Genomic DNA, 14,760 nt, shown 5'->3' with positions numbered 1-14,760 from the left:
CCCTCGACCGGCAGCGCCCCTGAGGGAGGCACCCCGGCCGCCGGGGGCGGCGGAACGCGCTTCGGCGAGACCCTCGCCGACGAGGACCTGGTGTGGGTCTTCAGCTCCGACCACGTCGTCGTGGACCTCTTCCGCGTCGTCGACGGGAAGATCATCGAGCACTGGGACGTCGCCGGCGACGGGCAGTAGCCCGGCCCGAAGGGCCGCACGGCAAGCACCGACGGAACCCCGGCCGGCGTACGGCCGGGGCTCCGTCGAGGCAGTGAGTGCCGTGGATCAGACGGTCAGCGCTGCAGGGTGAGCAGGCCCGGCCGGTACGGCAGTTTCGCGTAGTCGGGGTTGGTGGCGTTGGGGTCCCTGCCCTGGTAGAGGAACTGCAGGTTGCAGGGGTCGACGGTCATGGTCTGGTCAGGGTTGTTGCGGACCAGGTCACCGTGGCTGATGTCGTTGGTCCAGGTGGCACCGCTGTTGGCCTTGCCCGCGAAGGGGCTGCTCTCGCTGCCGGCCTGCACGGTCCACGGGCCGTTCAGGCTGGAGGCGGTGAACGAGCGGAAGTAGCGCCCGCCCGCACCCTTTGCCTCGACGATCATGAGGTACTGGTTCTGACCCTGGACCTTGTAGACCTCCGGTGCCTCGAAGAGCTTGTCCTCCGTGTCGCTCATGACCGTCGTGTACGACGAGCCGAAGCTGCCCGGGAAGTTCCCGATCGGCAGGGTCGACTTGAAGATGCTGCCCCCGTCATTGGCGAAGAACAGGTACATGTTCTGGTCGTCGCCGATGATGGTCGGGTCGATCGGGCCGCCTACGGGGAGGCTGCCGGTGAACAGCGGCTGCGCCGCGGACCAGCTGTTGGGGTTGGTGGGGTCGCTGGACGTGCGGTAGACGAAGGGCCAGGCGGTACCCCACCCATTTGAGATCAGCACCCAGATGTTCTTGGGCGCGAAGTAGAACAGTTTGGGCGCCACCGCACCCTGGCTCATGGCGGTCTGGGGGGCCGAGCCCATGTCCGACCAGTTCGTGAAGGGGCTGAAGCCCATCGAGTGCCAGTTTCCGTCGGAGTACGTCGCGTAGACCAGGTGCTTGCCGTTGTACGTGGTGGTGGTGAAGTCCTTCAGCGAGTACCACCCGTTGGCCGGCTGCGCCAGCGGACCGGTCGAGCTCCACCGGTACGTCGACGGAAGAGCACACGAGTTGGTCGTGCCGGACAGGCCGGTCCACTTCTGGTTGCCCGCGCCGGTGCAGTTCCACAGCTGCACCGCCGTTCCGTTGGCCGTGCCGGCGCCCGAGACGTCCAGGCACAGCCCGGACTCCACGCCGACGACCGTGCCGTCGGCGTTGACCCGCCACTGCTGGTTCGCACCGCCGTTGCAGGACCAGATCTCCACCTTGGTCCCGGCCGTGGTGGCGTGGCCCGGGACGTCCAGGCACTTGCTGCCGTACACGGTCAGCTGGTTGCTGTCCGTCAGCGTCCACTGCTGGTTGCTCGCGCCGTTGCAGTCCCAGATCTGCAGGAACGTGCCGTCGCTCTGGCCGGCGCCCGGCACATCGAGACACCGGCCGGAACCGACACCGCGCAGTGTGCCGGTGGTGGCCGCCTGAGCCGGGACGGCGACGAGCAGCGCCGCCAACGAGACCAGGACCGCAACCGCGGCAGCAAACACCGCAGATATCCGTCTGCGGTGGGAACTACGTCTGCCCATGGGGACCTCATCATCTTTGAGTAGGTGGTGCTGGTGGGCCCCGTCGGAGGCTGTGCGACTACCGGTGCGGTGCGGCCCTGATGTTCGTTCGATATGCCGAATGCGGGTCGGAGTATCGAGCAAGCTGGATGATGAGAGAACCGGCGAACGGCGTCAATACTTCTCACAGGATTCGCGACCCGGAACATTCGCTGGGCCTGCATGCGGCACGGGAGTGAGGCACTACCAGGTGCCTGAAAAAAATGTCCGGCTCGGCGGCAACCCTGTGCGGGGCCTGTGGCGACAAGGGAGCGGATCCGGCCAGTTCCGGTGCCCGGATTCGCTTTTCCTCTGGTGAACGGCCTGCAAGGAGAACACCCTTCATGACACCCCCCACGAACGGCGGGCGCCGCGGGCGTCACCGCCGTCGCTGGACCGCGACCGGTCTGGTGCTCGGCGTGCCCGCCGTCCTCGTGCCGTATCTCCTCTACGCACAGGAGGACTCACAGGCCGCGACGGTCGACGACACGGCCTACTACCGGCTGGTCTCCGTGCGCAGCGGCAAGGTGCTGGACGTCAACGGCTTCTCCACCGCCGACGGCACCCGTATCCAGCAGTGGACCGACCAGAACACCGCAAACCAGCAGTGGAGGCTGAAGCCCACCGGGGACGGCTACTACGAGCTGGTGAACCGCAACAGCGGCAAAGTGCTGGGCATAGCGGGCAGTTCGACCGCCCAGGGGGCTGCCGCCGAGCAGCAGACCGACAGCTCCTCCAGCTCTCAGGAGTGGAAGATCAGCGAGGTGAGCGGTTCCGACGCCGTCACCTTCACCTCCCGCAAGAGCCGTCAGGTCCTGGACGTGTCCGGAGGCTCCACGGCCCAGGGCGCGGCAGTCGTCCAGTATCCGAGCAGGGGCAGCACCAACCAGCAGTGGAAGCTGGTGAAGACGGCCGAGACCCGGACCGACGGGGCCGGCACGGCACAGACCACGGCCGCCGCCGGACCGTATGTGTGGAAGAACGCCCAGGTGGTGGGCGGCGGTTACGTCACCGGGCTGGTGTTCAACCCGCGCGAGAAGGGCCTGCTGTACGCGCGTACCGACATGGGCGGCGCCTACCGCTGGGACACCGGGGCCGAGCAGTGGATCCCGCTGACCGACTGGATCGGCGAGAAGGACTGGAACCTGCTGGGCATCGATTCGCTGGCCACCGACCCCGTCGACCCGAACCGGCTCTACCTCGGGGCGGGTACCTACACCAACGAGTGGGCGGGCAACGGCGCGATCCTGCGCTCCACCGACCGGGGCCGCACCTTCAAGCGCACCGCTCTGCCCTTCAAGCTGGGCGGCAACGAGGACGGCCGCGGGGCGGGCGAACGGCTCGTGGTCGACCCCGCGCACCACGGCACCCTGCTGCTGGGCACCCGCAAGAACGGCCTGTGGCGCAGCACCGACTACGGCGTGACATGGAGCCAGGTCTCCTCGTTCCCCGTCAAGGACGGGGCGAGCAGCGGCGCGGGCATCTCCTTCGTGACGTACGGCCCGGCGGGCAGCAAAACGATCTACGTCGGTGTCGCCGACAGGTCCACCTCCCTGTACCGCTCCACCGACGGCGGCAGCACCTGGCAGGCCGTCTCCGGGCAGCCCACCGGCCAGATGCCCCAGCACGGCGTGGTCTCCGGCGACGGCTCGCTGTACCTGACGTACACCAACGCCCTCGGACCCAACGGCGTGACGGGGGGTTCGGTGTGGAAGTACACGCCGGCCGGCGGGGCGTGGAAGAACGTCTCCCCCTCCCAGGGCGGTTACGGGTTCTCCGGTCTGGCCGTCGACCCGCAGAAGCCGTCCACGGTGATGGTCACCACCCTCGACCGCTGGTATCCCCAGGACGAGCTCTACCGGACCACCGACGGCGGTACGACCTGGAAGGCACTGGCCGACAAGTCCGTGCGGAACGCCTCCGCCGCTCCTTACGTCGGTACCGGCATCGGGCACTGGATGACCGCCCTGGCCATCGATCCCTTCAACTCCGGTCACGTGCTGTACGGCACCGGCAACGGCATCTGGACCAGCAAGGACGCGAACGTCGCCGACAGCGGCGGCACCAGCCACTGGACGGCGGGGGCCCGGGGGCTGGAGGAGACCGCTCTGGCGGACGCGATCGCGCCTCCCGGCGGCGCCACCGTCATCACCTCCATGGGCGATCAAGGCGGTTTCCGGTACGGCGACTCCCTGGCCAAGGTGCCCGCCGGGCGTCTGAAGAACCCGCTGATGAGCAGCAGCACCGACATCGATTTCGCCCAGTCCAAGCCCTCGGTGATGGTCCGCGTCGGCCGGGGCGGCACGCAGGACGGCGCCTACTCCACCGACGGCGGCGGCAGCTGGAACGGCTTCAAGGCAGAGCCGGTGCCCGGCGGCAACATGGGCCATGTCGCGCTCGCGGCGGACGGCTCCACCATCGTCTGGACCGAGGACGGTCAGGTCCCCTACCGCTCGACCGACATGGGGGCGAGCTGGTCGAGGGTCGGCGGCCTGGGCGCCGGCGCCGAGGTCGTCGCCGACCGCTCCTCGGCCAGGACCTTCTACTCCCTGTCCGGCGGCACGCTCTACGCCAGCACCGACGGCGGCGCGACCTTCACCGCCCGCGCCGGCAACCTGTCCTCCGGCCGGCTCACCGCCGTCCCCGGCGTCGCCGGTGACCTGTGGATCTCCGGCGGTGACAAGGGGCTGCTGCACTCCACCGACGGCGGCCGCACCTTCACCACGCTCAGGTCGGTGCAGTCCGCCTCCGCCCTCGGCTTCGGCAAGGCCAAGCCGGGCACCGGCTACCAGGCCCTGTACCTGATCGGCACCGTCAAGAACGTCACCGGGGTCTTCCGCTCCACCGACAAGGGCGCCACCTGGCTCCGCGTCAACGACGACGCCCACCAGTGGGGCGCCATCGGCAGCCTCGGCATCATCACCGGCGACCCCGACACCTTCGGCCGCGTCTACATCGGCACCAACGGACGCGGCCTCCAGTACGGCGACCCGTCCTGACCCCATGCCGAAGCGGGGCCGCAGGCACGACGACCTGCGGCCCCGCCACGGAGAGGGAACCGCTCCCCGCAAAGAACCGCGGCCGACAGCGGCGCCGAGGGCGCATGTGACATCCATCGCCGTCGCGGGGTCTCGGGCGCGGCCCCCCTTGTCTTATCCGCTGACGAGGACGGCGGCGGGGACATGCCCATCGCAGGAGGTCATGGCGCTGTGGCTGGAGGCGGCCGGTCGGAACACCGCGCCCACGGGCAGCAATATCTGTTTCCGCGACATGAGAATTAGGTGCGGCGCACGGCGAGTATTCCTCAAAACGCAACCGGATTGAATTTACCAACCGCGCAGAGCCGATCGCGCCATGCTACTGTCGATCCCAGTTGCAGGTGTGGTTGCCAGAAGGTTCATTTCCGACGGGTTAATCATCACGGCGACACGGAATCCGCACAGGGCGGATTCCCTGACTCCGTCTCCGAAGGAGAAATAAAATGGCTACTGGCACCGTGAAGTGGTTCAACGCGGAAAAGGGCTTCGGCTTCATCGAGCAGGACGGCGGCGGCCCCGACGTCTTCGCCCACTACTCGAACATCGCCGCCCAGGGCTTCCGCGAGCTGCAGGAAGGCCAGAAGGTGTCGTTCGACATCGCGCAGGGACAGAAGGGCCCGACGGCCGAGAACATCGTTCCCGCCTGACACCGGCACCAACGCGCATACTTCGCAGCTGGGGCCCGCACCTTGGGGTGCGGGCCCCAGCTCGCTGCATTTCGGGGCGCGGCCCACATCACTCTTGGCTCGTTCTCGAGATTCTCTGCGCCTCTCATTTGCTGCGGGAATTCCTTGGCACGTGCCGCCTCAAGGAAGGTTCCCGCATGAATCGCGCACACAAGACCCGCACATATGACCGATCCGGAGGCGGCGCTGTCAACCGCTCCGGTGTCCAGCGCCGCTCCAAGGGTTACGGAAATCGACGGACCGTACCGATCGATTTCGCGCCGCCGAAGACGATCACGCCCGCGCTGCCTGCCGTCGAGTCGTTCGCCGAACTCGCCATGCCGGCGCGGTTGCTCGCCGCTCTCGGCCACGAAGGCGTGACCGTGCCGTTCCCGATCCAGGCGGCGACCCTGCCGAACTCCCTGGCCGGTCGTGACGTACTCGGCCGTGGCCGCACCGGTTCGGGCAAGACCCTCGCCTTCGGACTCGCCGTGCTCGCCCGTACCGCGGGGCGGCGCGCCGAGCCGCGGCAGCCGCTCGCCCTCGTGCTCGTCCCCACCCGCGAGCTGGCCCAGCAGGTCACCGACGCACTCACTCCGTACGCCCGCGCGGTGAGTCTGCGGCTGGCCACCGTGGTCGGCGGGATGTCCATCGGCAGGCAGGCGGGTGCACTGCGCGCCGGGGCCGAGGTGGTCGTCGCGACACCCGGACGGCTCAAGGACCTCATCGACCGGGGCGACTGCCGCCTCGACGACGTCGCAATCACGGTCCTCGACGAGGCCGACCAGATGACCGACATGGGCTTCATGCCCCAGGTCACCGCGCTGCTCGACCAGGTGCGTCCCGGCGGGCAGCGGATGCTCTTCTCGGCCACTCTGGACCGCAACGTCGACGTGCTGGTCCGCCGCTACCTGACCGACCCGGTGGTCCACTCCGTCGACCCCTCGGCGGGCGCGGTCAGCACGATGGAGCACCACGTACTCCATGTGCACGACGCCGACAAGCACCGCACGATCACCGAGATCGCGGCGCGCGACGGCCGAGTGATCATGTTCCTGGACACCAAGCACGCGGTGGACCGGCTGACCCGCCACCTGCTGAGCAGCGGTGTCCGCGCCGCGGCCCTGCACGGGGGCAAGTCCCAGCCGCAGCGAACGCGGACGCTCACCCAGTTCAAGAGCGGCCACGTGACGGTACTCGTGGCGACCAACGTCGCGGCGCGCGGGATCCACGTCGACGACCTCGACCTGGTCGTCAACGTGGATCCGCCCAGTGACCACAAGGACTATCTGCACCGCGGCGGTCGTACCGCGCGCGCCGGCGAGTCCGGCAGCGTCGTCACCCTCGTGACTCCCGACCAGCGTCGCGGTATGAGCCGGCTGATGGCTTCCGCAGGCATCACTCCCCGGATCGCCCAGGTGCGTTCGGGCGAGGCGGAGCTCAGCCGCATCACGGGTGCCCAGGCCCCTTCCGGTGTACCGGTCGTCATCACAGCGCCGAGCGTGGAAGGTCCCCGCGGCGCCTCGTCCCGGGGACGTCGGGGGCACCGGGGCCAGGCCGGACAGGGCCGGCCCGCCGGTGAAGCGGCGCGCCGCAGCGCGAAGCGTCGCACCCGGTTCGCCCCGGCCGCCTAGAGCCACTGTGATCACCAGCCCACCCCCTTACGGTAGGAGGCACCCATGACGCCTGCTCGGACCCAGCACCGTGCAGCGGATCGCTCCCCCAAGACCGTGGCCCACGACAGGGACGCGTCCGGACCTCGGGTCCGTGACGACATGACGGTCGAGGTGGCTCTGTCCCTCATGGCCGGCGCCCGTGTCGATCACCTCGTCCTCTGCGACGGGGACGACCAGAGCACTGGCCTGATCACCCTGGCCGTGCTCGCCGTTCTCCGCGACAGCCCCACCTACACGGACCGGATCCGTCTACGGGACGTCCTCGTCGGCCCCTTCACCTCGGCCGGCGCCCGGCCCTGCGCCGTCGGTGAGCGCGACCGGACCCCGGGTGCCCTCGCCCTCGCCCACTGACCTGCCTCGCCCGGCCGGCCCCTCCTGCTTCTCTGCGAGCCGTCATGCGCTGTGTCATCGCCCGGTACCCGTTCGAGCTGATTAAGAGCGGGGTGCCGGCCTCGATGAGGGCGTCACGCCCGAGCTCGTCACGGGTGAGTCCGTGACAGTCGGCCGCCGCCGCTACCCGGTCGGACAAGTAGGCCAGGTCGTCACCCGTCAGGATGGCCGGGACTTCACCAGCGGCGAAGTCGTCCGGGCCATGACCCGCCTCGGCTTCACCTGCCACGACCGACCCGAGACCGCTCCGGTGAGTGTCCCCACTCCGCTCCGGACCGCGTCGCCGCTGCTCGGGGGCGCCGCCTCACCGTCGTGTCCCGGGTCCACCGTTGTCGCAGCATGCAGGATGCCTGTTGCCTGCGAATACAAAAACCTACTCTTGTCAGAGTAGACATTTGGATCCTGCCACGGTTGGTCTTTTTCTCGTTGAGACGGTCAAACCAGACCCGGCAGACACGAACTGGCGGGTAGCAGTACCTGAAGTCCGCAGTACCGCGGTACCCGTTCCCGCTCTCGGTCCGGGTACCGCAAGAACCCGGAATGGAAGGTGGTCCCCGGTCACGCAGCTGCGATACCCGCACCCCTCCCCTTGCCGGGCCGGGTAGCGGAAACAGCCGGTCGGCACAGCATGCGGGCCGACAGATGGTGTTCAATTCCCTTCGGGGCCCTGGTGCCGTACGGCACCAGGGCCCCTCGATGCGTTGGCACTACGAGGTGACATGGCAGCAGATACCCCACTCAGCGGTCGTCTTGATGACGACGACTACCCGGCGTACACCATGGGCCGGGCCGCCGAAATGCTCGGCACCACCCCTGGCTTCCTCCGAGCCATCGGTGAGGCTCGTCTGATCACTCCACTGCGCTCGGAGGGCGGACACCGCCGGTACTCCCGCTACCAACTGCGGATCGCCGCTCGCGCCCGCGAACTCGTGGACAGGGGAACCCCGATCGAGGCGGCTTGCCGCATCGTCATCCTCGAGGACCAGCTTGAGGAAGCTCAGCGCATCAATGCCGAGTACCGCCGTGCCGCAGACGAGGCGTCCGACGGTCCCGGTGCCGGTTCGAGCTGATCACGCGGGCGCGGGCGGTCGACGTACATCTTCCTGCGCCGTGCAATCGGCGTGCCCGTAGAGGCCGAGAACCACGGTCCACGGCGGTGCGATCCGGCCGCGCCGCCCGTCGTGGCATACGGCGCGAACTCCCTTCTCCGGTAGCTGTGTTGGACCCGGCCGCCGCCTGACCGGCCGCGGCACAGCCCACCCATCGCCGGCACCGCCGGGTTGCCGATCAGCCACCGCGGGCATCACCCGAATACGGGGCCGGGCGCACCGGACGTCCCAGGAGGGGAGTTGAGCACTCATGCGTGCCCAGAAGGGTGCCGCAGAGCAAACCGCACGCGCCGAGTACCTGCTGCCGTGCACCCTCGTCTCGGCCGCTCGGGCCCGCAGACTGACGTCCGCCTTTCTCACCCGTCCGCGTTCCCGCATCGCCGCAGTCGGGGCCGAGCAGGTGGCCGACGCCACGCTCATCGCGTCCGAGCTGGTCGCCAACGCGGTGCGGCACGGGCACACCGGCTGCCGGCTGCGGCTGCAGGTGGGCGCGGGCCACGTGACCGTGGAGGTGCACGACGACGCGCCGGGACGACCCCGCACGCGTCCCGGGCAGGCCGAGGACGAGAGCGGACGGGGGCTGGCCATCGTGCGGGCACTCACCGAGCGTTTCGACGTCGCGGTGCCGATGACCGGCGGAAAGACGGTCCGAGCGGTGCTGGCCATCTGAAACGGCACGCGGAGTACGGTCGACGGGTGAGTCCTAGGATCCCGCCCACAGGACCGATGACCGCCATGAACGAGCCCGCGGCGCGGCCGGCCGACAGGCTCCTGCCGGACTCCGTCCGCCAGCCCGTGAAACCGGGCACCGCGCTGCTGCGTCCGACCACCTCGCACACCCGGGCGGGACTGCTCGACGGCGCATGGTGGCCGAGGTCCCGCAATGCCGGTTCCGAACCTCCCGAACTGATCGAGGCGCTGGCGGAACACCTCGGCGCGGTCGAGCGGGTCGGTCCGGACGCGACCGCCTGGGACGACGCTCCCACGGGCCTGACTTGGTCCCAAGTCCCTTGCTGGAGCGGGCACTTGACCGCCGGGCCTGCGTAAGAGCGGGAAGTCGCGGGGGGCCCGGAACGCCGTGCGGCGGCCCGGCGGGCGTAGGACCGGAAGTGTCGTCGGTCGAGGGCGCGTCCGAGTCCAGGGCCGCCCGTAGGGCGGACGTATCGGCGTCGGACAATGATCACGCGGCCGCTCCGCAACCCGCGCCGGTCTCACGGCGGACGGCCTCGGCGAGTGTGTCGCGGACCTCCGGCTGGGACAGCGTGTGTCCCGGCCCTCGAAGGTGCGTGAGGACAGCCCGCCCGGTGCACGGCGATCGGACCGCTTCTCATTCGACCCGTTATTGCACAGTTGTGACGGCGAACGCACAGCTCCGTCATGCGCCGTGGGAAGACTCCTTGTGATCGCGAAGGGCGGCAAGCCGAGCGGACCGGACCGGGTCCCGGGGACGGCGGGCGGTTCCCGCGAGACTCTCGTCGCAGCGTCATTCACATCCCTGGGGGAACCTCGATGTCCGCTCGTAACCGTCGGAGCACCGCAGCCGTCGTCACGGCAGGTGTCGCCGCACTGCTCGCCCTGAGCGGCGCTGCAGCCACCGCGATGGCCGCTCCGTCCTCCGGCCGCGACGCCAAGGGCAGCGCCGCGATGGTCGCCGCAGCCTCGTCCGCCCACGCGCTCGGCGTGCCCAGGGGCCTCACCATCAGCGACGGCACCCGTCACGTCTGGGTCAACGGCAGGTCGATCGACTTCGGCACCGTCGTCCGTGACCTCGCCTGGAACCCCGGCGGCACCAAGGCCGCCTTCATCGACGGCCACGGCAACCTGGACGTCTCCGACCCCGACGGCAGCCACCGAGTGACCGTCGCCGCCAACCCGGGCAACCAGACCTGGTCCCACCCCACGTGGCAGGTCACCGCGGCCGACAGGCCGAACGGCATCCCCGCGAAGAACAACATCATCTTCTCCGCCAAGATCCACGGCAGCACCGTCCTGGAGCGCGTCAAGGCCACCGGCGACCACGTCAAGCCCGCCAAGATCAGCCTGTACAGCGACGACCCGGAGGCAGGCGCGCTGCCGCAGAAGAACAACACCTGGCCGAACGTCGGCGGCCCCTACGGCACCTCCGTCTACGAGAACACCCACACCGGCGAGGTCTACATCCGGGACGACTACCTGCGTCAGCAGGGCGGTGCGCTGACCAAGGGTTCCGAGCCCGCGCTCTCCCCCGACGTGGAGGAGGTCGTCTTCGTGCGCTCCGTCGGCGGGCACGACCACCTCTTCGTCGACGACCTGAGCGCCGGCACCAACGCCGTCAAGGACATCACCCCGCACGCCACCACCGACTACACCGAGCCCACCTGGTCGCCGAACGGCAGGACCATCGCCTTCCGGAGCCCGAACGGCACGTACACCGTCACCAGGACGGCCCACGGCTTCGGCAGGCCCGTCAAGGTCACCCGGCACACCGGCCTGCCGGCCTACCGCGGCTGACCCGGCTGACCCCCGCCCAACCGGCCACCGGAGCGGGCGAGTTCGGCCCGCAGCTCCTCCAGGTGCTGGTCGGCCGTGTCATGCGGCAGGTACTCGACCACATCGAGAAAGCGGAACAGGACCTGGGCCGAGGTGACGGCGAACTCGTAGTCGGCGAACCCCACCACGGCACCCAGCTCACCACGAACGGCACCCCGGACGACATGCGCGGTCATGTCGTCCGGGTTTTCCGCTGTCAGCCCACGCCGCGCGTTCGGGCGCGCCAGATACGGGCAGACCATCGAGGCGTAGAGCATGCACGCACGGTGCCCCGGAGCTTCCAGGGTCGCCGCCATGTTGCGGTACGGCCGCCCGGCAGCGAGCGCCTCGCGGATCGCCGAGCTCTCCGCGGCGCCGACCACCCGCCACACCGGCCCCTTGGGGATCAGGGTGTTGCACACGGAACACAGACGCCGACGCGCGCACTCGGCGCTGCGGCCGTAGTCGGTGAGCGCGAACTGGGGCTCGTCGCCCTCCCACGGGGTGATGGCGGGTACCGGATAGCCACGGCTGTCACGAGGTCTGTCCGCGACGCTCGCCGGCATGGGAACGGAATCGAATCGCACACCTCATGTTCAACCACACGACCGTCCCGGCGCGACGGTTGTCAGGCATGCCCCAGCCCGGTGTCCGCCGCGCCCGTTCGATTCTCGCCGGCCGCTCCATGGAGAAGGGTCCGTCAGCGCCGAGCCGCCGCAACCCGGCCCAGCACCTGGGAAGTCCCGGGACGGCGTTGCCCAGGAGGGCTTCTCGGCGTTGCTGTGTCGTAGCGACCTCTATCCAAGGAAGTCCTGACATGCCCCGTTCTGCTCATATCGCCATGGTCGGCACGCCTCTGGCCGGGCATGTGCTGCCCAGTCTGGAGATCATCCGTGAGCTTGTGGCGCGCGGTCATCGCGTGACGTATGCCAACGCCGGCCCCCTCGCCGAACTGGTCGCCTCCACCGGCGCCGAGCCGATCAGTGTCACCTCCACTCTTCCGGCCGCCGGCCACGACTGGCCGCGGGCTCCCATCGCATCCGCCTCCCGCTTCCTCGACGAGGCGATGGCCGTGCTGCCACAGCTGCACGCCGTGTACGACGACGATCCCGCCGATCTCTACCTCTACGACGTCGGCGCGTACGCGGGCCGCGCACTGGCCGAGGCGCAGGGCCGCGGCCTCGTGCAGCTCGCGGCGGCGCATGTGGCCTGGGAGGGCGCCCAGGAGGAGATCAGCGCGGCATACGCCCAACTGCCCGGAGGCCCCGCATACCGAGCGCGGTTCGCTGCCTGGCTGGCCCGGTGCGGGGCGGTGACCACGAACGTGGAGGAGTTCGCCGGCCACCCGAAGCGGGTGCTGGCCATGATCCCGCGCACCATGCAGCCGTATGCGGAACGGGTCGACGCCGAGGCGGCGACGTTCGTCGGCCCGTGCTTCGGCGCCGGCCGGGAGCAGGAGGGCTGGACGCGGCCGGCCGGCGCGAAGAAGGTGCTGCTGGTCTCGCTGGCCGGGTCGGCGCACCACGGACCGCAGGAGGTCTACCACCAGTGTGTGGCCGCGTTCACGGATCTCCCGGGATGGCATGTGGTGCTGCAGACGGGCAGTGCCGGCGATCTGACCGAGCGGATTCCCCGTAACTTCGAAGTACGGCCGTGGGCTTCGCCGTTGGCCATTCTCGAGCAGGCTGACGTGTGGGTGACGCACACCGGGATGGACAGCAGCAGCCAGGGGCTGTACACCGGCGTGCCGATGATCGCGGTACCGAACGGCCCCGACCAGTGCTTCCACGCCGACCGGCTCGTCGAGCTGGGCGTCGCCCGCCGGATCGACGCCGCGGACGTCACGGCGGCGACGCTGCGTACCGCCCTGATGGAACTCATCGGCGATCCGCAGGTCGCCGCGCGCTCGGCATGGCTGTGGTCCGAGGTCCGCGCCGAGGGCGGCACCCGCCGGGCCGCGGATCTGATCGAGGAGCAGTTGGCCGGGGACAGGGTGGGCTGTTGACGCGGAGCGTGTGCATCAAGGGGGCAACTCGCCGCAGGGGCATACGAGTTGAAGCCCCGCGCAGGCCCCGCTCGGTCGTGGTCTGCACCGGCGTTGCCCGTTCGCGTTCCTGATGAGCGTGTGTGCGGTGTCACGTGCATCCAGAACCATCCGAGTTGTCCAGATCACAGCGTAAATGCCCATTTGGCGTCCATCCTCGAAACGGCCACGGAAGCCCGAAGTAGAACGCACCGCCATCGACTTGGACAGACCGTTCCGAAGTGTCCTACGACACAGCGGTCGTGGCGTTCTACCTCGTTCCACCCCCCGTCGAAAGGTGCCCATCATGGCCGCTTACCTGTGCCCGCCTGCCGTGATACACGGCGAGCACACCGTGCAGACCAGCCAGATCGTGGCGGAGGTGCGCGATCGCCACCCGGACGCGGCGTGGGCTCCGAGGATCGACGGCATCGCGGCCAGTACGGGCATCGAAAGCCGCGGCTGGATGCTGCCGTTGGAGGCCGCCGTCGCGCCCGGCAACGGGAGCGGCCTGCCTGCTGCCGGCGTCGGGCCGGCCCGAGAGGCGCTGGCCGGCGACGGGTTCACCGAACAGGACGTGGACCGCGTGATCGCCGCCCTCGAGTCGATACCCGCGCCGCAGACCGTCCAGGAGCGCACCGCGCCCGCCTGGGCGGCGGTGCAGTCCTGCGGGGAGCGTGCGGCGCGGGGGGCGCTGCAGATCGCCGGGCTGGACACCACGGACGTCGACTGCCTGATCACCAGTCACTCCACCACCCCTGCGCTGCCGGGGCTGGACGTCGCCCTGGCCAACAAGCTCCCGCTCCGGGACGACGTGCTGCTGCTGCCCGCCACGCAGTGGGCCTGCATAGCCGGGACCCGCTCCCTGGCGCTGGCGGCGGATCTCGTGGCCGCGGACCCGGACCGGGTGGTCCTGGTCGTGATCGCGGAGGCACTGAGCACGACGTACCAGCCCGCGGACGACACCCTGGAGTCCCTGATCGTCCGGTTGCTGTTCGCTGACACCGCGGTCGCCGCGGTGGTCACGGGCCGCCCCAGGCCCGAGTCGGCGCTGCGGCTGGACGCCGCCTGGAACCACACCCTGCCCGGCACCCAGGACCTGCACCGCCTGGAGACACGGGAGGACGGCACCCACTTCGTGATGGACCGGCGCGGGCCGCGCGCCGTGCAGGAGACGGTCACCGCGATGTGGGAGTGGCTGCGCCTCCGCTACCAGGACGACCCCGACTCCTGGCACCCCGACGTGCTGCTCGCGCACCCCGGCGGGACACGAGTGCTGGAGTACATGGAGCAGACGATGCCCGACGGGTGGCCGTCGGGGCTGCTGGACTACAGCCGGGACAGCTACACCAGCGGCAACCGCGGAGGCGCCGCCGTGTTCGACATCATGCGGAGGGCGTACGACGCCGGGCAGGAACCGGGCAGTCGTGCCGTCCTGTACGCGGCGGCCCCCGGCCTCACGGCCACCGCCCTGGAAGGCGAGTGGCTGTAACCCGCACCAGCGGCCGCCCGCCGGGCCCACCCCCACGGCCTGCCCGGCGGATCACCTCGGCGTGGCGGGGTCCGGCACGCACTCCTCCACTCCCGGATTCGCTCGGGCGGGGCCCCTGACCGGGCTCGGGGCAGCCGAGAA

Annotated in this window: 12 protein-coding genes and 1 pseudogene; 11 read left to right on the top strand and 2 right to left on the bottom strand. The window is 69.9% G+C overall.

Going from position 1 to position 14,760, the window contains the following annotated elements; genetic code table 11:
• Nucleotides 1-284: 284 nt before the first annotated feature.
• Nucleotides 285-1,700 carry a non-reducing end alpha-L-arabinofuranosidase family hydrolase gene (locus tag EDD92_RS25030; RefSeq protein ID WP_123966363.1) on the bottom strand — a complete coding sequence of 472 codons (1,416 nt, stop codon included), beginning with the start codon at nucleotides 1,698-1,700 and terminating at the stop codon, nucleotides 285-287.
• A gap of 362 nt (nucleotides 1,701-2,062) precedes the next feature.
• On the opposite strand from EDD92_RS25030, the gene EDD92_RS25025 reads away from it, so the two are divergent.
• The 9 genes and pseudogenes from EDD92_RS25025 (at nucleotide 2,063) to EDD92_RS24985 (ending at nucleotide 11,086) form a co-directional block, all read left to right on the top strand.
• Nucleotides 2,063-4,717, top strand: a complete 2,655-nt coding sequence (locus EDD92_RS25025) for an RICIN domain-containing protein (protein WP_123966362.1) — start codon at nucleotides 2,063-2,065, stop codon at nucleotides 4,715-4,717.
• 482 nt (nucleotides 4,718-5,199) lie between these two features.
• Nucleotides 5,200-5,403, top strand: a complete 204-nt coding sequence (locus EDD92_RS25020) for a cold-shock protein (RefSeq protein ID WP_030939356.1) — start codon at nucleotides 5,200-5,202, stop codon at nucleotides 5,401-5,403.
• Between the two features lie 176 nt (nucleotides 5,404-5,579).
• The gene (locus EDD92_RS25015; protein ID WP_185124117.1) at nucleotides 5,580-7,055 is read left to right on the top strand and encodes a DEAD/DEAH box helicase; all 1,476 of its coding nucleotides are present in this window, start codon (nucleotides 5,580-5,582) and stop codon (nucleotides 7,053-7,055) included.
• Nucleotides 7,056-7,100: 45 nt separating this feature from the next.
• Nucleotides 7,101-7,448: a CBS domain-containing protein gene (locus EDD92_RS25010; RefSeq protein ID WP_185124116.1), complete on the top strand. Its 348-nt coding sequence runs from the start codon at nucleotides 7,101-7,103 to the stop codon at nucleotides 7,446-7,448.
• 44 nt (nucleotides 7,449-7,492) lie between these two features.
• Nucleotides 7,493-7,791, top strand: a pseudogene (locus EDD92_RS50510) (SCO5918 family protein); the annotation flags it as partial.
• Nucleotides 7,792-8,206: 415 nt separating this feature from the next.
• Entirely contained in the window at nucleotides 8,207-8,557 is a 351-nt protein-coding gene (locus EDD92_RS25000) for a MerR family transcriptional regulator (protein WP_123966361.1), read from the top strand.
• A 289-nt stretch (nucleotides 8,558-8,846) separates the two neighbouring features.
• Nucleotides 8,847-9,266, top strand: coding sequence for an ATP-binding protein (locus tag EDD92_RS24995; RefSeq protein WP_123966360.1), 420 nt, complete (start codon nucleotides 8,847-8,849; stop codon nucleotides 9,264-9,266).
• A gap of 56 nt (nucleotides 9,267-9,322) precedes the next feature.
• On the top strand, nucleotides 9,323-9,643 hold the full coding sequence (locus tag EDD92_RS24990) for a DUF5994 family protein (protein ID WP_123966359.1): 321 nt from the start codon (nucleotides 9,323-9,325) through the stop codon (nucleotides 9,641-9,643).
• A 462-nt stretch (nucleotides 9,644-10,105) separates the two neighbouring features.
• Entirely contained in the window at nucleotides 10,106-11,086 is a 981-nt protein-coding gene (locus tag EDD92_RS24985; protein WP_123966358.1) for a PD40 domain-containing protein, read from the top strand.
• Here EDD92_RS24985 and EDD92_RS24980 read toward each other — a convergent pair.
• Entirely contained in the window at nucleotides 11,074-11,670 is a 597-nt protein-coding gene (locus EDD92_RS24980; RefSeq protein WP_123966357.1) for a hypothetical protein, read from the bottom strand. The two genes, EDD92_RS24985 and EDD92_RS24980, sit on opposite strands and share 13 nt — an antisense overlap.
• Before the next feature lie 251 nt (nucleotides 11,671-11,921).
• Here EDD92_RS24980 and EDD92_RS24975 point away from each other — a divergent pair, with 251 nt between their 5' ends.
• Both EDD92_RS24975 and EDD92_RS24970 read left to right on the top strand, forming a co-directional pair.
• Nucleotides 11,922-13,109, top strand: coding sequence for a macrolide family glycosyltransferase (locus EDD92_RS24975; RefSeq protein WP_260326733.1), 1,188 nt, complete (start codon nucleotides 11,922-11,924; stop codon nucleotides 13,107-13,109).
• A gap of 325 nt (nucleotides 13,110-13,434) precedes the next feature.
• A complete protein-coding gene (locus EDD92_RS24970) occupies nucleotides 13,435-14,619 on the top strand; it encodes a polyketide synthase (RefSeq protein ID WP_030939338.1) in 1,185 nt (394 codons plus the stop codon).
• Nucleotides 14,620-14,760: the final 141 nt, after the last annotated feature.

It is taken from the genome of Streptomyces sp. TLI_185 (genome assembly GCF_003814765.1).
Lineage (GTDB): Bacteria > Actinomycetota > Actinomycetes > Streptomycetales > Streptomycetaceae > Streptomyces.
Note: the sequence above shows the minus strand (reverse complement) of the source record. Positions and strands in the feature narration are given on the sequence as shown.